This window comes from Prochlorococcus sp., from assembly GCF_965655815.1.
Lineage (GTDB): Bacteria > Cyanobacteriota > Cyanobacteriia > PCC-6307 > Cyanobiaceae > Prochlorococcus_A > Prochlorococcus_A pastoris.
This window is the reverse complement of record NZ_CBFHHZ010000002.1, coordinates 198,095-220,544: the sequence shown is the minus strand read 5'-3', so window position 1 is coordinate 220,544 and position 22,450 is coordinate 198,095. Positions and strand designations below refer to the sequence as shown.

At 31.3% G+C, this 22,450-nt stretch carries 21 protein-coding genes; 8 read left to right on the top strand and 13 right to left on the bottom strand.

The features are described 5' to 3' along the window. Window positions 1-15 precede the first annotated feature (15 nt). The 4 genes from murI to ACTF45_RS04255 are packed head-to-tail and all read right to left on the bottom strand — an operon-like array spanning window position 16 to window position 3,481. Complete coding sequence (murI, locus tag ACTF45_RS04270) at window positions 16-810, bottom strand: glutamate racemase (RefSeq protein WP_438949403.1); 795 nt, start codon at window positions 808-810, stop codon at window positions 16-18. Further along, complete coding sequence (locus tag ACTF45_RS04265; RefSeq protein WP_438949464.1) at window positions 810-1,895, bottom strand: N-acetylmuramoyl-L-alanine amidase; 1,086 nt, start codon at window positions 1,893-1,895, stop codon at window positions 810-812. Before ACTF45_RS04265 ends, murI begins: the two co-directional genes overlap by 1 nt. Beyond that, window positions 1,895-2,722: a carbon-nitrogen hydrolase family protein gene (locus ACTF45_RS04260; protein ID WP_288348125.1), complete on the bottom strand. Its 828-nt coding sequence runs from the start codon at window positions 2,720-2,722 to the stop codon at window positions 1,895-1,897. The genes ACTF45_RS04265 and ACTF45_RS04260 overlap by 1 nt, the downstream gene beginning before the upstream one ends. Before the next feature lie 30 nt (window positions 2,723-2,752). Beyond that, a complete protein-coding gene (locus tag ACTF45_RS04255; protein WP_438949463.1) occupies window positions 2,753-3,481 on the bottom strand; it encodes a 2-phosphosulfolactate phosphatase family protein in 729 nt (242 codons plus the stop codon). A 128-nt stretch (window positions 3,482-3,609) separates the two neighbouring features. Here ACTF45_RS04255 and aroA point away from each other — a divergent pair, with 128 nt between their 5' ends. From aroA to glmU, 3 genes are read left to right on the top strand one after another with little or no spacing between them, the layout of a single operon-like run. Continuing rightward, the gene (aroA, locus tag ACTF45_RS04250; RefSeq protein WP_438949402.1) at window positions 3,610-4,926 is read left to right on the top strand and encodes a 3-phosphoshikimate 1-carboxyvinyltransferase; all 1,317 of its coding nucleotides are present in this window, start codon (window positions 3,610-3,612) and stop codon (window positions 4,924-4,926) included. Between the two features lie 13 nt (window positions 4,927-4,939). Further along, complete coding sequence (locus ACTF45_RS04245) at window positions 4,940-5,830, top strand: tRNA (5-methylaminomethyl-2-thiouridine)(34)-methyltransferase MnmD (protein WP_438949401.1); 891 nt, start codon at window positions 4,940-4,942, stop codon at window positions 5,828-5,830. 40 nt (window positions 5,831-5,870) lie between these two features. After that, window positions 5,871-7,220, top strand: a complete 1,350-nt coding sequence (gene glmU / locus ACTF45_RS04240) for a bifunctional UDP-N-acetylglucosamine diphosphorylase/glucosamine-1-phosphate N-acetyltransferase GlmU (protein WP_438949400.1) — start codon at window positions 5,871-5,873, stop codon at window positions 7,218-7,220. A 2-nt stretch (window positions 7,221-7,222) separates the two neighbouring features. Here the strand turns inward: glmU and ACTF45_RS04235 are convergent, their stop codons facing one another. The 4 genes from ACTF45_RS04235 to menD are packed head-to-tail and all read right to left on the bottom strand — an operon-like array spanning window position 7,223 to window position 12,756. Then, the gene (locus ACTF45_RS04235; protein ID WP_438949399.1) at window positions 7,223-8,593 is read right to left on the bottom strand and encodes a UDP-N-acetylmuramoyl-tripeptide--D-alanyl-D-alanine ligase; all 1,371 of its coding nucleotides are present in this window, start codon (window positions 8,591-8,593) and stop codon (window positions 7,223-7,225) included. A gap of 11 nt (window positions 8,594-8,604) precedes the next feature. Then, entirely contained in the window at window positions 8,605-10,056 is a 1,452-nt protein-coding gene (glgA, locus tag ACTF45_RS04230) for a glycogen synthase GlgA (protein ID WP_288347656.1), read from the bottom strand. Between the two features lie 45 nt (window positions 10,057-10,101). Beyond that, window positions 10,102-10,959 (bottom strand): 1,4-dihydroxy-2-naphthoyl-CoA synthase, encoded by an 858-nt coding sequence (menB, locus tag ACTF45_RS04225; protein ID WP_438949398.1) that lies wholly within the window; start codon window positions 10,957-10,959, stop codon window positions 10,102-10,104. Window positions 10,960-10,989: 30 nt separating this feature from the next. Further along, window positions 10,990-12,756: a 2-succinyl-5-enolpyruvyl-6-hydroxy-3-cyclohexene-1-carboxylic-acid synthase gene (menD, locus tag ACTF45_RS04220; protein WP_288347660.1), complete on the bottom strand. Its 1,767-nt coding sequence runs from the start codon at window positions 12,754-12,756 to the stop codon at window positions 10,990-10,992. Between the two features lie 51 nt (window positions 12,757-12,807). On the opposite strand from menD, the gene lepB reads away from it, so the two are divergent. Continuing rightward, on the top strand, window positions 12,808-13,392 hold the full coding sequence (lepB, locus tag ACTF45_RS04215; protein WP_438949397.1) for a signal peptidase I: 585 nt from the start codon (window positions 12,808-12,810) through the stop codon (window positions 13,390-13,392). 45 nt (window positions 13,393-13,437) lie between these two features. After that, window positions 13,438-13,776, top strand: a complete 339-nt coding sequence (locus ACTF45_RS04210; RefSeq protein ID WP_288347663.1) for a DUF760 domain-containing protein — start codon at window positions 13,438-13,440, stop codon at window positions 13,774-13,776. Window positions 13,777-13,780: 4 nt separating this feature from the next. Here ACTF45_RS04210 and ACTF45_RS04205 read toward each other — a convergent pair whose 3' ends face one another. From ACTF45_RS04205 to ACTF45_RS04185, 5 genes are read right to left on the bottom strand one after another with little or no spacing between them, the layout of a single operon-like run. Then, window positions 13,781-14,947, bottom strand: a complete 1,167-nt coding sequence (locus ACTF45_RS04205; RefSeq protein WP_438949396.1) for a DUF4336 domain-containing protein — start codon at window positions 14,945-14,947, stop codon at window positions 13,781-13,783. A 6-nt stretch (window positions 14,948-14,953) separates the two neighbouring features. Then, window positions 14,954-15,826: a metal ABC transporter permease gene (locus tag ACTF45_RS04200; protein WP_438949395.1), complete on the bottom strand. Its 873-nt coding sequence runs from the start codon at window positions 15,824-15,826 to the stop codon at window positions 14,954-14,956. Window positions 15,827-15,837: 11 nt separating this feature from the next. After that, window positions 15,838-16,602, bottom strand: a complete 765-nt coding sequence (locus ACTF45_RS04195; protein ID WP_288347669.1) for a metal ABC transporter ATP-binding protein — start codon at window positions 16,600-16,602, stop codon at window positions 15,838-15,840. Window positions 16,603-16,606: 4 nt separating this feature from the next. Next, on the bottom strand, window positions 16,607-17,509 hold the full coding sequence (locus ACTF45_RS04190; protein ID WP_438949394.1) for a metal ABC transporter substrate-binding protein: 903 nt from the start codon (window positions 17,507-17,509) through the stop codon (window positions 16,607-16,609). A 35-nt stretch (window positions 17,510-17,544) separates the two neighbouring features. Continuing rightward, window positions 17,545-18,870, bottom strand: a complete 1,326-nt coding sequence (locus tag ACTF45_RS04185; RefSeq protein ID WP_438949393.1) for a YcjF family protein — start codon at window positions 18,868-18,870, stop codon at window positions 17,545-17,547. Between the two features lie 171 nt (window positions 18,871-19,041). Between ACTF45_RS04185 and ACTF45_RS04180 the strand changes: the two genes are divergently transcribed. From ACTF45_RS04180 to thrS, 3 genes are read left to right on the top strand one after another with little or no spacing between them, the layout of a single operon-like run. Then, window positions 19,042-19,515: a hypothetical protein gene (locus tag ACTF45_RS04180; protein WP_438949392.1), complete on the top strand. Its 474-nt coding sequence runs from the start codon at window positions 19,042-19,044 to the stop codon at window positions 19,513-19,515. Beyond that, the gene (gene trpS, locus ACTF45_RS04175; RefSeq protein ID WP_288347677.1) at window positions 19,505-20,521 is read left to right on the top strand and encodes a tryptophan--tRNA ligase; all 1,017 of its coding nucleotides are present in this window, start codon (window positions 19,505-19,507) and stop codon (window positions 20,519-20,521) included. Before ACTF45_RS04180 ends, trpS begins: the two co-directional genes overlap by 11 nt. A 3-nt stretch (window positions 20,522-20,524) precedes the next feature. Beyond that, window positions 20,525-22,441: a threonine--tRNA ligase gene (gene thrS, locus ACTF45_RS04170; RefSeq protein WP_288347679.1), complete on the top strand. Its 1,917-nt coding sequence runs from the start codon at window positions 20,525-20,527 to the stop codon at window positions 22,439-22,441. The last annotated feature ends 9 nt before the right edge of the window (window positions 22,442-22,450 follow it).

Genomic DNA, 22,450 nt, shown 5'->3' with positions numbered 1-22,450 from the left:
ACATATACTAAAGAATCAATCATTGCTTCGGAGGTTAACCAACTTAATTTCTTTATTAATTTCCAACCAATATTTTACTTTTTTAGAAAAATCTTCACTGTTTTGGGTGACAAAAAATTTAATATTATCGTTGGAAGTACTCTCATAACAAGAACTTTTTGGAATCAAAAATGAATTATTAAAGTTATTTACTAAAGCAACTGAGGGATCAATAATTCTAATATTTGCATGCATTTTACTTTTTAAAACGTCATAAATTAAAGGATAATGACTACATCCCAGTATTATCTCTTCAATATTTTCTCTTAATAAAGGATTAATATATAAATCGGATAGATAATTTAATTTATTTAAGTCTAAGTTTGTTTTTTCTATTTCTCTAACAAATTCAGGACATGCTTGTTGGAATACTTTTACATTTTCTCTCTTTGATTCAATTATTTTTTTATAATATGATGTTTTAATAGTTGCAGGAGTTGCCAAAACACCAATATATTTTTTAGTTACTATTTCTGAAACTGAATTAATTAGATCAAAACAAGGGATTTGTAAGTTATTTTCTAAAATATCTAAGGCACAAGCATTTGTAGTATTACAAGCTATTAGTAATGCATCCAAATTTTTATCCTTAAACCAATTACAAATCTCCTTTGCGATGTATCTTATTTGTCCAATATTTTTATTTCCATAAGGAACCCTCTTTGTATCTGCCAAATAAAAAACCTCGATATCCTCACGGGTTTTTATTAAAGAACCAAGGATCGTAAATCCTCCTATACCACTGTCAAATATTCCTATTTTAAGTTTCACTATATCCTAGAAAGATATTCAAGAATACCCTTTGTGATTGCATAAGCTATTCTTTCACGATGGATAGATTTTTCTAGTCTTCTAGCATCTAACCTTCCTGTTAGAAATCCTATTTCTACAAGTACTGCTGGCATTCTGGTATTTTTAATAACGAAATATCTACCTTGTCTCACTCCTCTATCTGGACTTCCAGGAGAAACTTTAAGTATTTGTTTTTGAATTTTTTTTGCCAATAGTCGTCCTCTCCATCCGGAGTAATAAAAAGTTTCTAAACCGTTAATATCTCTTCTTTTACCTCTTGAAGCATTCGCATGAATACTTACAAAAATATCAGCATCAGTTTTATTAGCTATTGAGACTCTTGGAGGTAAATCTAAATCAATTTCATTATTTCTAGTTAATTTAACCATCACCCCTTTCTCGGATAATAATTTTTTTACTCGTTTAGAAACATCAAGTACCACATCTGTTTCTCTTAGCCCTCCTATCCCGATCGCTCCTCGATCTGGCCCCCCATGTCCAGGGTCAATAACAACATAAAACTTATTACGCTTGATATCCGGCAATTGCAAAAACTTATAATTTTCTCTCCTTGAGTGAATTAGCTTTTGATTAGCCTTAGGATTGTTAGATGATTTACCGACAAGACCTTCACCTATTGTCTGAAAAGATTTTCTTGGTAAAGAAAATAATTTAATTTTCCATCTATTTTTATCAATAGCAACTAACCTCCAATTAAGAGGTTTTAAATTATTACTTTCCGAAAATTCGATAACTAATCTGGTTTTACCTTTATTAGGTTTACCTAATCTAATTTCTTTTATAGGACCATTTCCTTCTATAGTTCTTGGAGTTTTCAGTTCTCCAGGGAAATCTATCCAAAATCTATCCCCAAAAACATTCCCTCCTTTTTGAAAGTAGGCCTTTAATTTTGAATTTGATTTAGTTCTGAATTCTAAAATCCCATTAGAATTCAAGATCCAAGCAGCTAGTGCACTAGATGATTTTGCTGGGGAAATACTTGAATTTAAAAGTAAGAAAATTGATAAGCAACGAAAAAGTTTATTAAAAAAAAACTTTGGCATCATTTTGCGAACATTTTAGTTTTTCTATGTTTTAAGCTTGGCATCTGCTCTCTTATCTTTTTCACTCTCTCTTTATCTGCAGGGGCAATTGCTGCTCCTTGTGTTTTTCCTGCATCAGACAAAACAGTCCCCCAAGGGTCTATAACCATGGCATGCCCATGACTTTGTCTTCTCCCATAGTGAATACCTGTTTGAGCAGGTGCTACTACATAAGCTGTATTTTCTATCGCTCTTGCTTGAAGTAAAATTTGCCAATGATCTTTTCCAGTAAAAGCTGTAAATGCGGCAGGAATCATTATAAGTTCAGCACCTTTCGAAGAAAGATGCCTGTAAAGTTCAGGAAATCTAACATCGTAACAAATAGATAACCCTATCTTGCAAAGGCCTGGAACATCAATAACTGGAGGATGTTCCTCCCCAGACAAAATAGTTGATGATTCTTTGTACAAATTACCATCAGGCAAGTCAACATCAAAAAGATGAATTTTGTCATATTTTGCTAGAACCTGACCATCTTTCCCAAAAAGAGCTGATCTATTGAAAGTATGAAGATTATCTCCAGCGGGGACGGGATAACCTCCTCCTAAGAGAAAAACTTGATATCTCTGAGACATCGTTTTTAGAAAATTAGTACACTTTGTTGATAATTCAGAAGCCATTCTAAGTTTTTCATTATCTTCACCCAAGAATGCAAAATTCTCTGGTAAGCCTATTAGTTCTGAACCTCTTCTAGAGGCTAATTCAATCTGCTCCTCAGCCTCAGCAAAATTTGCTTCAACATTAGCAGTACTCCTAATTTGTAAGGCGGCAACTAAAAAATCAGTCAAGGTCTCACTCCTAAAAAATAAATTCGCGAATTATGAGGCACGAATTACACCTCTTTCAACTTGAGTAGGAACAATATCTAAACAATCAAGTTCAGAACAACATTTAAAATCATCTTCATAATCACCAAGAGTTGTTAATCTTTTTCCGTGAGTTGCTGTCCTTAAACATCTTAGGATATCATTCTTCCAAACATTCCAAAGTGCTAATGAAGCTTGCAATTCATCATTAGATATATTTACATCACAGTTAGAGTTTTCTTTTATATATGAGGCGAGCGCACCTGCTGCTAAAGAATCCTCTAGAGAATAAGAACCTTCCCATCCACTACCTAATATAAGAACGTTTTTCTTATTTAAAGAAATTATCCTTTTAGCCACTGCTTTTCTATTTGGAAGAGACATTGCAAACAAAAATTCTACATTTTGAACTTTTTTTAGTGATTTAGTACCATTTGTTGTACTCATAAATAGTCTTTTACCTTGAACTGTCTCTTTGGTTACAGATATTGGGGAGTTACCTAAATCAAAACCATCAATCGTTTTACCACCTCTTTCTGCAAGCATTAGTCTTTTATTACCGTCCCACTTTTTAGCAGTATCCTTTAATAAATCTAAATCAGAAAAAACTTGAATTGAATCTGCCCCGTTTTTCAATGCCCAAGAGATTGTTGTTGTTGCTCTTAAAACATCAATAACAACAGCAATATCAGAATCTGTTTCTGGAACATCATCTGCGACATGGTAATAAGAAAGATTAATAATAAGTTCCAATTCTCTTACTATTATAGAAAACAGTTACTTAACTTTTAATATTTTTTTTTAAAAACAAACTTATTGATATTATGTACCTATGAAAAAATCTATAGAAATTAAACCAACTTATTAATTTGAATACTAATCATGTCCGCACCGTTAAAGGTGGAGGAAGTTTACAAGGAACAATAAAAGTACCTGGAGATAAGTCAATCTCGCATAGATCTTTGATAATAGGAAGTATTGCAGAAGGTGAAACAAACATAGAAGGATTTTTATATTCTGAAGACCCGCTTTCAACAGCAGATTGTCTTAGAAAATTGGGTGTAAATATTCCTGAAATAAAAAAGAATCAACCATTTACCATAAAAGGTTTAGGTATTGATGGTTTTAAAGAACCTGAAGAAATTCTTGATTGCGGAAATTCAGGCACCACAATGAGGTTATTAATGGGTCTTTTGGCGGGACAAGAAGGTAGTAATTTTATCTTGACTGGGGACAAATCTCTTAATGAAAGACCAATGGGAAGAGTCAGTAAGCCATTATCACTTATGGGAGGCAAAATTCACGGCAGAGAAAATGGGTCAAAAGCTCCTATTTCTATTACTGGGAATAGACTAAAAGGTTGTGTAATTGGAACTCCAGTAGCAAGTGCTCAAGTTAAATCTGCGATATTATTAGCAGGGTTAAGTGCCTCTGGAACTACTTCAGTTATTGAACCTGCATCCTCGAGAGATCATACTGAAAGAATGCTTAAAGCATTTGGGGCCGACATAAATATAAGAGGAGAATTAGGAAGAAATATAGTAATAAAATCAGGTAATAATTTGACAGGTCAAAATATATTGATTCCAGGAGACATTAGCTCTGCAGCTTTCTGGATGATTGCCGCATCAATAGTGCCAGAATCTGATATTGTTATTAAAAATGTAGGGCTAAATCCAACGAGAACAGGAATATTGAATGTAATGGATGAAATGGGATGCAACTACAAAATTTTAGACAAATCTACAATTGCAGGAGAACCCATAGGTTCTATAAATGTAAAATATGTAAGTAATTTAAAACCTTTTAAAGTAGAAGGAGATATTCTTCCAAAACTTATAGATGAAATTCCAATCCTTACAGTAGCAGCTTGTTTTTGTGGTGGAGTTTCAGAAATTAAAGATGCAAAAGAATTAAGAGTTAAAGAAACAGACAGATTAAAAGTTATGGCAACCCAATTAGAAAAATTTGGTGCAAATATTATAGAAAAGGAAGATGGTTTAATAATTGATGGTGATTCTAAGTTTCATTCTGCTGAAGTTGATAGTGAAACTGATCATCGGGTATCAATGAGCCTTGCTATAGCTTCACTTTTAGCTAAAGGCTCCTCAAAAATTGCAAGAGCAGATGCTTCTAGAGTTTCCTATCCAACTTTTTGGGGAGATCTAGACAAACTAATTAACTGATCCGAGAGAATTCTTGTCTGAATTAAAAGAGGTTTTAACTAAAGATGGGAGCGTTACACTAAGGAGTCATATTTTTAAAGAGAATTTTCATAGTCTAGAAGGGGCTTTAAAAGAGACTGAAATTAAATTCATAAATCCATCTGATTTAAAAAGATTTAACAATAGGTCTCTGAACGTTTTAGATATCTGCTTCGGTCTAGGATACAATTCAGCTTCATTATTCAATAGCCTTATTAGACAAAATTCTTTTATAAATTGGTACGCTTTAGAGATTGACAAAAAGCCTCTGAAGTATTCTTTAGGAAATAAATCATTTCAAAAGTTATGGCATCCAAAAGTTTTAAAAATATTTAAAGAATTATCAAAGAATTCTAAATATAAAGATCAATCTTTTGTATGTGATATTTTATGGGGCGATGCCAGAGAAAAAATAAAAAATATTCCTGCAAATATTAAATTCGATTTAATTTATTTAGATGGGTTTTCGCCTCAAAAATGTCCTCAAGTTTGGTCAGTTGAATTTCTATCAAAAGTGACTCAAAAACTTAATCCTCAAGGATATTTAATAACCTACTCATGTTCAGCTGCGATAAGAAGGACATTAAAAGATTTTGGTTTGAACATTTTTAATATTAAGCCAAACTTAGTCTCTAAAAATCTATGGAGTAACGGGACAATTGCGGTAAAAATTATTGACAAAAAAGCTATACAAAATAATTTATATTTTAAAAATTTATCTTCGATGGAAGAGGAACATTTATTGACTAAAGCAAGTATCCCATATCGTGATCCTACTTTAAGTTTAAATAAAAAAGATATCATCCAAAAAAGAGTTCAAGAGCAATTCTTATCTAATCTAGAGACTTCAAAAAAATGGAGAGACAAATGGGGCATGACGAAATAGAACTTAAACAGTAAAATTTAGATAAAATATCATAATAAATATGCTAACTGTTGCGATATTAGCTGCAGGTAAGGGTACTAGGATGGCGAGCACACTTCCTAAAGTCTTACATAAATTATCTGGTAAAACTCTCCTTCAAAGAGTTATCAATTCTTGTAATGAATTAAAACCAGATAAAATATTTATCATCGTAGGTCACAAATCAAAGGAGGTTGAAGATTCGGTACTTAAAAATAAAAACATTCACTTTATTGTTCAAAATCCGCAAAAAGGAACAGGGCATGCTATTCAGGTTCTCTCTCAGCAAGTTAAAAAACATGACGGTAAATTGTTGGTTCTAAATGGGGATGTGCCACTTATCAAAGCCGAAACTTTGAAAGACCTTATAAAGTATCATGACTCAAAAATAGCAGATGTTTCCTTAATAACTTCTAGAAAAAAAAATCCTCATGGCTATGGAAGAGTATTTACTGAAAATCATTTAATTGAAAGGATAGTCGAAGAAAAAGATTGCAATAAACATGAACGTTCTAATTTATTGACGAATGCGGGAATTTACTGCTTTAGTTGGAAAAGTTTATCAAAGATAATTAATAATTTAAAAAGTAACAATAAACAAAAAGAAATCTATTTAACTGACACTATTACTTTACTAAAGAATTCCTATAGCTTTGAAGTTGAAGACACTGGAGAACTTCAAGGAATTAATAATAGAGTTCAATTATCAGAATGCGAAGAAACTATTCAAACCTTAATTAAAAAGAAACATATGCTTGGAGGAGTAACTATTATCAATCCAGCGAGTTGCACAATAAGTGAAGAGTCAATAATAGGTCTCGATGTAATAATCGAAGCAAATACTCATATAAGAGGAAATTCTAAAATTTCTAATAACTGTAAAATTGGCCCAAATTCTTTTATAAAAGATACAATAATCCATGATAATTGCGAAATTATAAATTCAACGATTTTTAATTCCAAAATAATTGACCATGTAAAAATTGGTCCTTACAGTCATATAAGACCAAATTGTAAAATTTCTTCTCACAGTAAAATTGGTAATTTTGTTGAGATAAAAAATAGCAAACTAGATGAGGAAGTTAAGGTTAATCATCTTAGTTATATTGGAGATTCTAAAGTTGGCAAATATACCAATATAGGAGCAGGAACTATTACAGCAAATTTTGATGGCACCAAAAAATATCAAACTAATATTGGTAAAAACTCCAGTATTGGAGCCAATACAGTTTTAATAGCCCCTATTAATCTTGGTGACTCAGTAACTACTGGAGCAGGCTCAGTAATTACTAAAGATTCTCAAAATAATTCCTTAGCTATTGCGAGAAGCAAACAAGTAAATATTGAAAATTGGAAAAAAAACAAATCCTAAAATTAATCAATTGATTTAATAACTTTTTCAAGCTTCCAACAACGGCTACCTTTAATAAGGATGAAATCGCCCTTTTTTGTATATTTATTTATAGTTTCACCAACTTTGTTTATCTCATTAAGGAATAAAAATTTAGTACTCTTTTTTAAATAATCTTCATAATAGATTTCTTCATTTTTATCACAAATAAAAATACATTTTTTTATGTCTGATCTATTTATAAAGTCAAAAAGATACTTATGGTATTTTTTACTTTTATTACCTAATTCCTGCATACTACCAAAAATTAAAAAATGATTATTTGGATTATCTAATAAATTATCAATACATGCTTTTACTGATTCTGGAGAAGCGTTATAGGTTTCATCATATATAGTTGTCTTGTTTGATTTCAGGATTTTATTCCTTCCGTTTAAACTGACAAAATTAAATTTGTTAGTATTTTTGAATTCTATTCCGAACTCTTTTGCAACCGCATACACAAATAAAAAATTAAATGCATTGTGAAAACCTTGAAAAGATATTTCAAAGATTTTACCTTCTATCATTACAGAATTATTAGATCTATTAAAAAATCCTTGTAAATTACTTTTTTTAATACTCTGAGCTTTTTGATTTCTATCTATTAGTTCTACTTTAATAATTCTTCCATTCCAATTTTTTTTTAAAGTTTCCTCTAAAAGCAAATCATTTGCAGGAATAATTACAACGCCCTTCGGGTTTAAATGTTTAGTTATTTCGCATTTTGCATTAGTGATATTTTCTTTTGAGCCTAGTATTCCAATATGAGAGCTTCCAATATTTGTAATAACTGCGATATCAGGTTCAGAAAATTTGGACAAATTTTCAATCTGCCCAAGGCCTCTCATCCCCATCTCAAGTACTAAAGTTTTATCTTTCAAGTCAGAATCAAGTATGGTGAGTCCTACCCCAATTTCATTATTAAAATTTAACTGACTTAATTTGATTTTCCCTAATTGCTTTAAAACCTCTCCCATCATTTCTTTTGTAGTTGTTTTACCAACTGATCCTGTAATTCCTACAACAGGTATATTTAATTTTCTTCTTTTAAATAATGCTAATTTCTGAAAAGCCTCTAAAGTATCCGGAACGGTCCAAAAAGGGAACTTATTAGGTAATAAATTTTGCATCCCATCTTTAATTACAACAGCTTTTCCTCCTTTTTTTATAACCTCACTAAGAAAATTATGTCCATCAAAATTTGTACCTTTTATAGCAATAAAAAGTTCGCAACTTAATATTGTACGACTATCTATACTAATTTTTTTAAAACTTTGAAATTGATTTGTAAGATTATCCCAATTTTTTATATTACCTAAAATCTTATTAACATCATGTACAGAAAAATCCATTAAAACTTAGATCACATTTTTTTAAGAGAAGGATCAGCAGATTGCCCATAAGAAAACTTTTCAACTTCAGCAATATCCGGGGATGGCGCCTTTATGCCACATACATCTTTATACATCGATTCATATTCTAATGCCGATCTCTGCCAACTAAATTCTTGACTCATCGCTCTGAGTTGTAATGATTTCCAACTATCTTTATGCCTAAATGCCTCCCACGATCTTACTAGAGCAGTATAAAAGTCAATCGGTTCAAATCGATCAAAACAAAAACCTGTACCACTATTATTTTCTGGATCATGAGGCAAAACAGTATCAACCAAGCCTCCAACTCTTCTTACTATTGGAATTGATCCATATCTCATAGCAAGTAATTGACTGATACCGCAGGGTTCAAATCGGCTTGGCATTAAGAATGCATCAGACCCTCCATATATAAGCCTTGATAAAGAATCATCATAAGTAAGAAACACTGAAAATCTTCCAGGATAATCTAAGGCTAATTGCCATAATCCAGATTCTAAAGATCTATCACCTGTTCCTAAAATTGCAATTTGAGAATCTGTATATGCGAGTAATCTTCGGGAAACTTGCAAAACTAAATCAACACCTTTTTGGTCCACTAGCCTACTTACCATACCTAAAAGATATTTTTTACTATTGACCTCAAGTCCCATTTCTTTCTGAAGAATAATCTTATTTTCTGATCTACTTTCTAAATTTTTAATATTAAATTGTGCAGGCAACACTTTATCTTTATCAGGATCCCATTCATTTAGATCAATCCCGTTGAGGATACCTCTTAATTTCCCAGAAATATAATTCAATAATCCCTCAAGACTTTCTCCATACTCATGAGTTTTTATCTCATCAGCATATGTTGGAGAAACTGCATTAACTCTATCTGCATACAACATTGCAGCAGCCATTGTATGGTCTCCATGCATATACCATGGACACCAGGTCATTTTTTCAAGCTTCCATCTCCATGGTCCTTGATATTTTAAATTATGTATCGTAAAAACAGTACTTACTTCAGGATCTTGATGCATCCATACTGGAATCATACCCGTGTGCCAATCATGGCAATGTAGAACTTGGGGCTTCCAACAATTCCAGGAAAATTCAGCAGTAGCACTAGCAAAAAATGTAAATCGCCAGTCTTCATCTTCTCCTCCATATATTTGGCCCGAATCAAAAGTTGGATGTCCAACTAGGTATATTACGTAATTATGTATTGGATGTTTTGCTTCATACACAGAGAAATCATTTCCCATAGTATTTGCTCTAAATACTGGTTCGCTTGATACTTCTAGTAGATTCCATAATTTGCCATAGCCAGGGATTATAACTCTTACATCGTGACCAAGTTTTATCAATGAGGGTGGTAATGAACCAACTACATCTCCCATGCCTCCAACTTTGATCATTGGAGCGCATTCAGCAGCAGCAAGAAGAATTCTCATTAGATTATTTATTATAAAAAGTGCTTTTTAAAGAGTAAGAAGCTATTAAGGCGTCCATCCGTAATCAGAAAAATCAGGTGGCCGTTTCTCAAGGAAGGCATCTCTGCCCTCTTTTGCTTCATCCGTTGAATAAAATAGCTGAGTTGTGTACCCAGATAATTCTTGAATACCTGCTATTCCATCACACTCAGCATTAAATGACGCCTTAAGTATTCGAATAGCAGTTGGACTATTTCGTAGAATCTCTCTTGCCCAGATTACACCCTCAGCTTCTAATTCTTCAATCTTTGTAATCGCATTTACCAAACCCATTTCCAAGGCTTCTTTAGAATTATATTTTCTACACAAAAACCAAATTTCTCTTGCCTTTCTTTGTCCCACCAATCTTGCTAAATAGCTTGATCCAAATCCTGCATCAAAGCTCCCAACTCTAGGACCTGTTTGTCCAAATATTGCATTTTCAGAAGCAATACTTAGATCACAAATAAGCTGTAAAACTTGCCCTCCCCCTATTGCGAAACCGGGCACTAAAGCTATAACCACTTTAGGTAAAGTTCTTATTAACCTTTGCAATTCCAATACATTTAGTCTTTGATTACCCTCATCATCTTCGTATCCATTTTGACCTCTAATACTTTGATCCCCTCCTGAACAAAACGAAAACACCCCTTTTTTATCTGGACCTGCACCTGTTAGAAGTACAACTCCGATCTTCTCATCGTTTCTAACAAGATTGAAAGCATCTAACATCTCACAAACAGTTTTTGGACGAAATGCGTTTCTTTTCTCAGGTCGATTAATTGCGATTCTTGCTATCCCATCTCCACTTTTATGAAACAAGATATCTTCATAGGATTTCCATTCTGTCCAATTTGAGTAAGTTTTTCCAGGTAAAATTTTCATAGATTTAGATAGTTTGAAAAAGTAAATTCATTAACTTGTGAGAATTTTTTTTAAAATTAAATTTCTTCCTTTCATTTCGTTTTCAACATTAATATCGACTTTAATTATTACTGATTTTTGCATAGAAAGGCTCGATTCAAAAGCTTCTCTTAATTTATTCAAATCTGAAACATTTTTAATTGGTACTTGATAACCTTTTGCTAGGTTTTCCCAATTTATAGATTTAGGCATTATGAAAAGTTTCTTTAATTCCTCTTCTTCTAAATTATTTTTATATAAATTATTAAATATATTTCCACCATTATTATTGATTAATAAGATAGTTAAATTTAATTCAATTGCATTTTCAATAAGAAACCCATTGATATCATGAATTAATGCCAAATCTCCAGTAACCAGAAGTACAGGTTTAGTTATTCTTGCAATACCTAAAGCAAGTGATAAAGTTCCATCTATACCTGAAGCCCCTCTGAAGCTAAAACATTCTCTTGTTAAAGTCGCATTTTCAGAGAATGTGAGCCAATCTCTAATAGGACTGCTAGCTGAGAGCATAATAGGATAATTTTCTGGCCAAATTTTTGGTACAAAATTTGCAAGTTTATATTCTGTTATTTCAGTATTTGAAAATAGTTGTTCTTTTAAAATTTCCTTTATTTTTGCTCCTTCTTTGATTAAGATTTTTCCCAAATTGATTAAAGGTTTATTCTTATTTTTGTCATTTGAAAATGCTCCTAAAAGTTGGTTAACAAAATTTCTTATTCCAAAATCATATTCTAAAGATTTTTTTATAGGATCTAGTTTTCTTATATTATTTTCTTTTACAAGAATTTGTAACCCTTCAAAATTTAATAAAAAATCCTCTAAATCATTAGAAGATGAAAGAGGACCAAGCCTCAAGATCTGATCACATTGAATAATATTTTTATTTGTTTTAAGAATTAATTCCCAATTTTCAACTAAACCTCTCAATTCAGCTGAAACGCCTGAAACAGGATCAACAAGAACAGGCCATCCTGTAATTTCTTGTAATTTTTTTAAAGCACTATTAAAAGAATCCAAATCTTTAGTAGAACCCTGATATGGGCCAACAATAATAATTCCAGGATTAGACAAATTTATCCTTTTAAAAAATTTTTCAGAAAATTGAATATTTTTGTTCTGATTATCATTTTTTAAGAATTGATAGGTTTTATTTAAATAAAATCTTTCAAAAACCTCGAAATTCTTTTTTTTATTATTCAAAGATATATCTAAAGGTTTTTCAAATGGAATATTTAAATGAATAGGTCCAGGCGATTGGAGTATTTGTTTTTTTATAGTTTCTACTATTTTCAAAATGTCATCATCATTATTTTCATGAATTCCATTTAAATTAGTACTCAAATTACTTCTACAAACTGAATTCAAAAATTCCTCTTGATTTACTGTTTGATTAGAACCACAATTTTTTAACCTTGAAGGTCTATCAGCTGTTATGAATACAATTGATTTACATGATTTATCTGCTTCAATGGCTGCAGGCAATAAATTCCCAACTGCAGTTCCAGATGTCGTAACAACTAATGAAACATCTCCAGATGCAGTAGAAATTCCAAGCGAATGAAACCCAGCAGATCTCTCGTCTATGGAATTAAATACATTTAAGATCTTACGTTTATTTAACTCTCCTGCGGCTATTGCTAAAGGAGCTGATCTACTGCCTGGACATAAAATTAAATTTTTAACCCCTATTTTTGTAAAAAGATCTAAAAGTTGTAAACTTCTAAAGAAATTTTGGCATTCTATAGATGATGTCATAATTTATATAAATACTTTAGAAATTCCTTTTTACAAATAAATAATTAAACAATGCAAAATCCAGCAGGAAAAAAAAGTTCAATACTAAATGATTTTAAAAATCTTTTTATTTGGATAATAATTGCTTTAATTATACGATGGCAAGTAATCGAACCAAGGTGGATTCCCTCAGGATCTATGCTCCCGACCCTTCAAATCCAAGACAAAATATTAGTTGAAAAGTTAACTCCAAAAATCACTTCTAAATCAAACTTATCTAAATTAAAAAATAAAATCATTGTTTTTAATGTTCCAGAACAATTAATTGAAGCTGGGTATGAATCAGATATTGCGTTAATCAAAAGGGTAATTGGGGTCCCTGGAGATAAAGTAGAAGTAAAAGAAGGTAATTTATATTTAAATGATATTGCTCAAAATAATTATATTTCTGATAAGAACATCAACTATTCAACAGGTCCATATTATGTTCCTGAGAAATCACTATGGGTAATGGGAGATAACAGAAATAACAGTATGGATTCTCATATATGGGGATTTCTTCCTTATGAAAAAGTAATAGGAAAGGCTATTTTTAGATATTGGCCATTAAATAAAATTGGCCCTATTCGGTTCCCTAGTCTTAATAATGCAGTTTAAAGGGTTCATGGTGTTGTAGGGTTTTTATAAGTTGAAGATGCCTAAATGTTCAATCCTGAATTTCTAGCTACTGAAAATAATGATCCAAATGATGAGAATGATTTGATTCAATATCTACAAAAACAGTCTCCAGAAGTTTTGCAGAGAGTAGCCAAATCGGCTAGTGAAGATATTCAAGAAATAATAAGGCACAATGTTCAAGGTCTTCTAGGGATGTTGCCATCTGATCAATTTGATGTAAAAATAACATCTTCAAAAGATAATATCGCTAATTTACTTTCTTCTGCAATGATGACAGGATATTTCTTGAGACAAATGGAGCAAAGGAAAGAGCTTGAACAAACACTAAAAAGTGATGAAGACATGTCCATTGAGGAAGAATAAATCTCTAAACATTTACTTTTTTTGGAATTATCCCCAATTCAAATAATTTTTTATATAAATTAACAAGGAATTCATTATCATCTGGTAATTTATTCCATTTATCTGAATTAATTTCATCTATCAAATTCTGACAATTTTCTTCTTTGAAATTAATAGGGGCAGAATAATGAGCTGATATCAAATATTCCATATTTTCATAAGTTTTAATTTTTTCTAGCCATCCAAGAAGTACTTGTTTTGATCTAGGAAATATTAAATTTTGCAATACAGGAGCAATCTGAATTTTTGGTATATTTTCACCCATTATTTCAACTAAAGATGATTCCCAATCTTCATCCCATAAAAAAGGGTAAATTCCAAAATGTGATTTCTTATTTCGAAGACCTTCTTTAAAAGAGTATTTGATAATTTGTTTCAGAGAGGGAATATTTAACTTTCCTGGTTTTAAAAAAGATGAAAACAATACAATTCTTGCCCAACCTTTTTTTCTAGATTCAACATTATCAAGAATAGGTTCATCGCCTCGATCTCTCGAATGAAATAATAAAGGGGTTGGGTCAAAGTCAAATATTTCTGGAGGCGTTGATTCGATGCCAACTATAGCGTCTGTAACATGTAGTGTCCTTGTTGAAAGATGAAAACAACTCACCTCCTGGTATGTTCCAAGTCCTAAATTCAAAGGTCCTAATGAACACCATTTAAAACATTCTTCATAAGGAGTTCCATCTTTAAAAAGTATCTTTGTCCGTTTCGATGGGATTCCAAGAAAATCTAAAGGAAGATTAATAGGAAAACTCCATTGGCCAGGACATAACCAAATCTCAGCATCCTTGAAAACTCTAACTAATGCTGGTAATCCAATTTTATGTTCTAATCCAGAAGCACTAGGGAGCACAATTGTCTTTACTTTTCCATAAATTGAAATTAATTCTTCTAATGAATTTACAAGTTCCTTCGTAGGGGGTAAAGGGTTAATTAGCATTAGTCCATTATTAACCTTTATTACTGTCATTCTGATTGGCACTGCAACATAATATAAACCCTGAATCTGTTCCAAAGACCATATTTCGTTAGGAATTATTTCTCTAAGAATAGTTTTCTTTTTTCCATATGGATATAGGGGAAATAAAGGCCACCAATTCCAACTTTTATTATTTAGGTAATTATCCATTTTTCACTAATAACTAGAGAATAGTTTTTTAAATTTAAATATCCCGTATCTTGGAGCAAATAAAAAAGCAAATAAAAATATAAACGTTTGAACTAATACAATTGAGCCGCCAGTTTCAAGATCAAACCAAAAGCTAAAATAAATTCCAAATACACTTGAAATGATTGCACTAATTACTGAAATGATGGTCATATTATCAAACTTATCTGTTAATAAATATGCCGTTGCACCAGGAGTAATCAGCATTGCAACAACTAGAACTATTCCAACAGATTGTAATCCAACTACAGCCGCTAAAGACAAGCATGTAAGTAATAAATAATGAAGAAATAAGACATTAATTCCTACTGTTTTTGCGTGTCTTGGATCAAAACAATAAAGTATTAAGTCTTTCCTAAAAACTGACAATAGTATTACCACTAATAGAGAAATAAATACCGTCTGTTTTACATCTGAGAGAGAAATCCCTAGAGGGCTACCAAAAAGAATTGAGTGAAGATCAATATTACTTTTAATCTTTGAAACTAAAACTATTCCAAGAGCAAAAAAACCTGTAAAAACCAAGCCAATTACGGTATCTTCTTTAACTCTGGATTTTTGTTTAACAAAGCCTATTAAAGCTACAGAACCAACTCCAAAAATGAAAGCCCCAAGCGAGAAAGGAAGTCCCAAAGCATAAGCCACAACAACCCCAGGCATTACAGAGTGAGATACCGCATCTCCCATTAAAGCCCAACCTTTAAGTGTTAAATAACTAGATAAAAATCCACAAACAGCTGCTACTAATGAGCTCATCAATAGAGCTTTTCTCATAAATTCATGAGATAAAGGATCTGCTACAAAAGAAGTTATGTTTATAGATAAAAAGCATAGATCCATAAAACTAGATTTTAAGATTCAGGTCCAAACAAGACATCTGGCGACATCCCTCCAAAAGTACTTGTAATATTTTCTGGGGTAAATACTTCCGAAGTCTCTCCATATGCAACAACTGTCTTATTTATTAAAAGGACTAAATCACAAAATTCACGAACATGAATCATATCATGAGTAGATAGCAAAATTGTTTTTCCCTCATTTTTAAATTGAATAAATAATTCTGATATAAGTTTTTCAGTTCTAATATCAACTCCCGCAAAGGGTTCATCAAGTAATAGAATTGATGCCCGTTGTGCAATAGCTCTTGCTAAAAAAGTTCTTTTCCTTTGTCCCCCAGATAAATTGCCAATTGGGGTAGATGAAAGTTCCATAAGATCAACTCTTTCTATAGCATCCTTAACAGCTTGAATATCTGATTCTCTTGGCGATCTCAGAATATTCATTGACCCATATCGACCCATCATTACAACATCCCATACACTTACTGGAAATTGACTATCAATTCCTTCACTTTGAGGAACATATGCAATTGACTGATCTAGTTGAGCAATTCTTAAAGACTCACCATTTATTCTTATTTTACCTTTTGAGATATTTACAAAACCAGTTAAGGCATTAAAAAAAGTTGTTTTCCCCGCACCATTCATTCCTACTAATCCACAAATTTGTCCAGCCTTTAATCTTAAATTCGCATCATATAAAGCAACTTTTCCGTGATAATCAACACAGATATTTTCTGCCTCAATTCTATAACTTTTATAATTAAGTTCATCCATATTTTTAATTGAGCCCTTTTTTAATAAGAGTCAAATTATGTTGAAGCATTTTTAAATAAGTATTAGCACTCTTATTATCTTGAGAAATGGAATCAACAAAAAGATCTCCCCCAAACTTTGCTCCTGTTGCCCTGGCAACAACCATTTGTGATTCATTACTTACAGTGCTTTCACAAAAGACCGATGGGATATTTTTATTTTTTACCAAAGAAATTGTTCTTGCCATTCTTTTCGGTGTAATTTGACTTTCAGCATTAACTGGCCATAAATAAGCTTCTTTTAATCCGTAATCATTTGTGAGATAAGAGAATGCTCCTTCACAAGTTACTAGATACCTATTATTTTTCTCAAGATTATTAATAAAAAGTGAAAAATCTTCATCTATTTTAGCGATTTTATTCTTGTAAATTTGTCCGTTATTTTTAAATGATTCTGCTTCCGATGGTTTTAATTCTGATAAATAATCAACGATAACATCTACATAAATCATTCCCCTTTTAGGAGAAATCCAAGCATGAGGATTAGGTTTACCTTTATAGAAATCTTCACTTATAAAAATCGGTTCTAATCTATTTGAAATAGTTACTCTGTTAATTTGTAAGTTTGAAACAAATTTCTCAGCCCACAATTCAAATCCAAATCCATTATCAATAAAAACAAAGGCTTTGGAAGCTTTTATAAGATCACTTGGAGTTGGCTGATAACCATGAACTTCAACTCCTGGTTTAATAATTGATTTAACAACAAACTCATCTTTAGCAACATTTTCAATAATATCTGCTAGGACTGTAAAACTTGCCAAAATTACTTCTTTGTTAGTTTCTTTTTCAAACGCATTCCTTTTGCAAGAATTTGCAGTAAGAAATATTAGGAAAGAAAATACAAAGAGCAATAACTTTTTTTTCATAATTTTCTTTACAATAATTCTAAATTTTGGAATTATTAGGTTAATCGAATCAATGGAATATTTAACTCTGGTATCAAAGATTTCCAATTTATTTTTTCATTTTCAAAGGCTCTTTCAACGATCTTATCGGAGTTTTCTTTTATAAATTCCAAATCAGGTTCTGAGACTCCTTTTGTTAAAGCCATGAAATCGGCCAATGAACTTGATACTACTCTTGTTAAATATGCTGCGCTTATTGCTTGGAATGCACCAGTTACTAACCAATTTGGGCCATGCAATTTTGTTAAGCCTATTAAAGTCTGACCACTCCATTCAATTACTCCCTGTGCAATTGCAGTCTTGATTATTTGTTTTGATACTTTATCCAATATTTCTGGAGACCAATTACATCCCCATATAGACTTAATTTCTTTAATCATTAAGGAATTTAAAACAGTCATTGATAAGACATCTATTGATGGAATCGGAGACAAGAAAACAGAAGTAGCAACGATAATTTGATTTCTCCTCTGTAAATCCTTCAACTGCATTCTTCTTATCCCCTCAATCTCAGATTGCCAATTCATATGCAATCTCTTCAAAAGTCTTTTTTTAGTATTTTCAATATTATTATTTGAACTTATAAAAAACTTACGCAAAGAAAAAGGTATATTTGCAATGCTATTTTTAGTTTTGTCAAATCTAATTATTCTGTTTGCATATTCTCCTGAAATCTGAGCCTTAACTTCCTCTATTTCATTATTAAAATCTAATCCTTTTGTAAATGATGCAACTAACCAAATGGGCATATTATTAGGAAGTTTTTCTAACCACAAAAAATCATTAGCGGATAAAGGTAATTTTAAAAAATACAAAATAGCATCGCTATTTAAAATTACTTCAGGAACAATTTCAGAAGAATTATATTTTGGAAGTTTTTCCATAAAATTCAATTTAAACTTATCTTCTTTAAAGTAATTTTTAAATAATGTTGCACTAGAGTCAAAATTCTTCTGCCCAATACAGTAAATCTCCTCTTTTTTATCTCTATTAAGTATTAATTCAAAAGCTTTTTTTCTATTAATATTTTGTTTTTCTAAATTATTATGTAATTCAATTTCTTCGAAGAAATCTAAATCTTCATTACAAAGTTTTATCCAACCATCTAAGTCCTTTGGCTCGTTAAATTTTGGCTTTTCACTCTTTAAGTAAAAATATCCCCCAAAACATAAAATAAAAAAGCCTATTGAACCGCCTGCAAAATTTATTAAATCACTTAAAAACCATTCTCCGAAACCTAAAAAAAGTAGAATTATAAATATATTTTTTTTGGGGAACTTTATTAAATTCTTTAAAAAGTTTTCTTTACTAATATCAAACACAATAATTTTATATCCTTCTTCTTCTACTTTAGTGCAAGTTGTGAATGAAAAAAAGAAAGATTACATAACTCTTCAATTATGGATAAAAATTTTTAAAGTTCAATTTAAGACTTCTTGCATAACTAGGTGTTAAGTTAATAGACTGTTTAAATAAAAAAAAGAATCTCTAAGATGTCAAATTCCAATTACGACAATAATTATGGTCAAGAGAACTACAGAAGCCGTGGTAATAATGATAGATCTAGCTTTAGGAACAGATCTGGAGGAAATAGAGATGGAGGAGGATTTCGAATAAGATTAAGTGATAATGAAATGAAAGCTGTTAGATCAATACAGGAGGCTTTTCAACTCAAGTCGACAGTCGCAGTTTTAGGATTTTCAGTTAGAACACTTAGCGAAATGATTGAAGATAAAGATTTAATGGAATCGATAACAAAATTTGCAAGAAATAACAAAAACACATCGTCACCGAGTAAGGCGACAGCTTTTGAAAACACAAGTAAAAAAGTAGTTCCTGATCCTTTTGCAAGGCCAGTTAAAAATACACCTATTGAACAGACTCAACCTAACAAAGAAGAAATCAAAGAAGAAATCAAAGAAATCAAAGAAATCAAAAAAGAACAAGAAGAAGTGGATGACAAATAAAAAAAGGATTCTTTCTGGAGTTCAACCTACAGGAGATTTACATATTGGTAACTGGCTTGGCGCAATAAGCAATTGGGTTTCACTCCAAGAGAAGCATGAAACATTTCTTTGCGTAGTGGATTTACATGCAATTACTACAGAATATGACCCCAAACAACTTTCTAAAAATACACTTTCCACTGCAGCTTTATATGTTGCTTGTGGTATAGATCCTAATATTTGTTCTATTTTTGTTCAAAGCCAGATATCTGCACATTCAGAACTTTGTTGGATATTAAATTGCATGACTCCGATAAATTGGATGGAAAGAATGATCCAATTCAAGGAAAAATCTGTTCAGCAAGGTAATAATGTTTCTATTGGATTATTTGATTATCCAATCTTAATGGCTGCTGACATTTTGTTATACGATGCTGATTATGTTCCAGTAGGGGAAGATCAAAAACAACACTTAGAACTTGCCAGAGATATTGCACAACAGAGAATTAATGCCAAATTTAGTAAGGAAGAAAACATATTAAAAATTCCTCAACCAATAATTATGAAAAAAGGTTCAAAGATAATGAGCTTAAATGATGGATCAAAAAAAATGAGCAAAAGTGACATTAACGAGGGTAGTCGAATTAATTTGTTAGATACTCCTGAAATAATTACAAAAAAAATAAAAAGAGCTAAAAGTGATAGTTATATGGGAATGGAATTTAATAATCCCGAGAGGCCTGAATCCAGAAATCTTTTAATGATTTATTCATTATTAAGTGGTAAAGAAGTTTCTGAATTAGAGAACGATTTTTCACAAACAGGATGGGGGACATTTAAAAAAATATTTACAGAACAAATAGTAGAATCGCTTAAACCTATTCAGGAAAGATATCATGTTCTGATTAACGATCCATATGAGTTAAATAAGATCCTTATCAATGGTAAAGAGAACGCTGAAGCAGTGGCAAATAAAACCCTTAGTAGAGTTAAATCTGAATTAGGATTCTTTGAAATAGAGAAATAAATCATGCCAGAAATAACATTACCAGATGGATCTAAAAAAGTATTTGAAAAGCCTGTAACGATTAAAGAAATAGCTCAGAGTATTGGAACCGGCTTAGCCAAAGCAACAATTGCAGGAAAAGTAAATGATGTTCTTTTTGATGCAACACTTCCCATAGATAATGATTCTAAAGTGGTAATAATTACATCCCGTGATAAAGAAGGTATTGAGATAATTAGACATTCCTTTGCTCATTTGATTGGTCATGCCGTTAAACAACTTTATCCAAATATAAAAATGGCAATCGGTCCAGTAATTGATAATGGCTTTTATTATGATATTTTTTCTGAATATAGATTTACCCCTGAGGATTTAATAAAAATAGAAAACAGAATTCATAACTTAATTAAAAAAAATTATGATGTTGAGATTTTACAAGTTACCAAAAAAGAAGCAATTAAAACTTTTCAAGAAAGAGATGAAACTTTTAAGTTAAGAATAATCGAAGAAATTCCTGATGAAGGTCTCATCAATTTATATAAACACGAAGAATATATTGATATGTGCAGGGGGCCTCATGTTCCAAATACAAGCCACCTTAGACATTTTAAATTATTAAAGTTGTCTGGTTCATATTGGAGAGGTAATAGTGAAAATGAATCATTACAGAGAATCTATGGAACTGCTTGGGCTAAAGAGAAAGAACTCAATGATTACTTAACAAGAATCGAAGAGGCGGAAAAAAGAGATCATAGAAAACTTGGAAAAAAACATTCACTCTTTCACATACAAGAAGAATCTCCAGGTATGATTTTTTGGCATCCAAATGGATGGACAATCTACCAAGTTCTTGAAAAATATGTAAGAGAAATACTTAATAAAAATGATTATCTAGAAATTAAAACCCCTCAAGCTGTTGATAAATCTCTTTGGGAAAAATCAGGTCATTGGGATAAATTCAGAGAAGATATGTTCACTACGGCATCAGAAAATAGAACTTATGCAATAAAACCAATGAATTGTCCTTGCCATATTCAAGTATTTAATCAAGGTTTAAAAAGTTATAAAGATTTACCTATTCGCCTTGCTGAATTTGGTTCTTGTCATAGAAATGAACCCTCTGGTGCATTGCACGGTTTAATGAGAGTTAGAAATTTTACTCAAGACGACGCACACATTTTCTGCACAGAAGAACAAATACAAGCTGAAGTTTCTACTTTCATTGATCTTGTTTTCGAGGTTTATAAAACTTTTGGTTTTGATGAAATTATTATCAAATTATCAACCCGTCCTGAGAAAAGGGTGGGTAGTGAAAATATTTGGGATAAATCAGAAGAGGCACTTATGAAGGCTCTTGATAATAAAAGTATTAAATGGGAATTACAGCCTGGAGAAGGGGCTTTTTATGGTCCAAAAATAGAATTTTCTTTAAAAGATTGTCTAGATAGAATTTGGCAATGTGGAACAATTCAAGTTGATTTCTCAATGCCTATAAGATTAGATGCAACTTATGTAGATTTAAATAACGAAAAAAGAAATCCAGTAATGCTACACAGGGCAATTTTGGGATCTTTTGAAAGATTTATAGGAATCTTAATAGAACAATATGAAGCCAAATTCCCAATCTGGCTTGCACCTTATCAAATAATTTTGTTGAGCATTACCGATAGGAATATTGAGAAATGTTTGAAATTTAATCAATTAATAAATATTAAGGGATATCGTTCGAAAGTTGATATTAGAAATGAAAAAATAGGATATAAAATAAGAGAAGCAACTATTGGAAGAATTCCGTTAATTGCAGTTATTGGCGATAAAGAAGAAGAAGTTGATTCAGTTGCTTTAAGAGCCTTGGATGGAAAAAATTTAGGAATTTTTAAGTTAGATGATCTTTATAAATTAATGAATAATTTAATAGAAAAAAAAGGAAGAACAGAATAATTTTGACAA